1 pseudogene (running past one end of the window) is annotated in these 670 nt (G+C 58.1%); it reads left to right on the top strand.

The features are described 5' to 3' along the window. The first annotated feature begins 5 nt into the window (after window positions 1–5). Window positions 6–670, top strand: a pseudogene (locus tag ACIF4X_RS18870) (OmpA family protein) (it continues 252 nt past the right edge of the window).

Below are 670 nucleotides of genomic sequence, written 5' to 3'. Positions count from 1 at the left end.
AACGGATGAAACTGAAAAACACGTTGGGCTTGGCCATTGGTTCTCTGATTGCCGCCACTTCGTTCGGCGCTCTGGCACAAGGCCAAGGCGCAGTTGAAATCGAAGGCTTCGCAAAGAAAGAGCAATTCGACAGCGCTCGTAACTTCAAGAACAACGGCAACCTGTTCGGCGGCTCGATCGGTTACTTCCTGACCGACGACGTTGAACTGCGTCTGGGCTACGACGAAGTGCACAACGTGCGTTCCGACGACGGTCGTAACATCAAGGGCGCGAACACCGCTCTGGACGCTCTGTACCACTTCAACAACCCAGGCGATATGCTGCGTCCGTACGTATCGGCTGGTTTCTCCGATCAGAGCATCGGTCAGAACGGTTCCGGCGGTCGTGACCGCTCCACCTTCGCCAACCTGGGCGCTGGTGCCAAGCTGTACTTCACCGAGAACTTCTACGCCCGTGCCGGCGTTGAAGCTCAGTACAACATCGACCAGGGCGACACCGAGTGGGCTCCTAGCGTTGGTATCGGTGTGAACTTCGGTGGCGGCTCCAAGCCTGCTGCTGCTCCAGTTCCAGCACCAGCTGAAGTTTGCTCCGACAGCGACAACGATGGCGTTTGCGACAACGTTGACAAGTGCCCGGACACCCCAGCCAACGTAACTGGTGACGCTGACGG

The sequence above is a fragment of the Pseudomonas sp. NPDC085632 genome, from assembly GCF_044541255.1.
Classification (GTDB): domain Bacteria; phylum Pseudomonadota; class Gammaproteobacteria; order Pseudomonadales; family Pseudomonadaceae; genus Aquipseudomonas.
The sequence above is the reverse complement of the archived record's forward strand: the minus strand, read 5'-3'. Positions and strand labels throughout refer to the sequence as shown.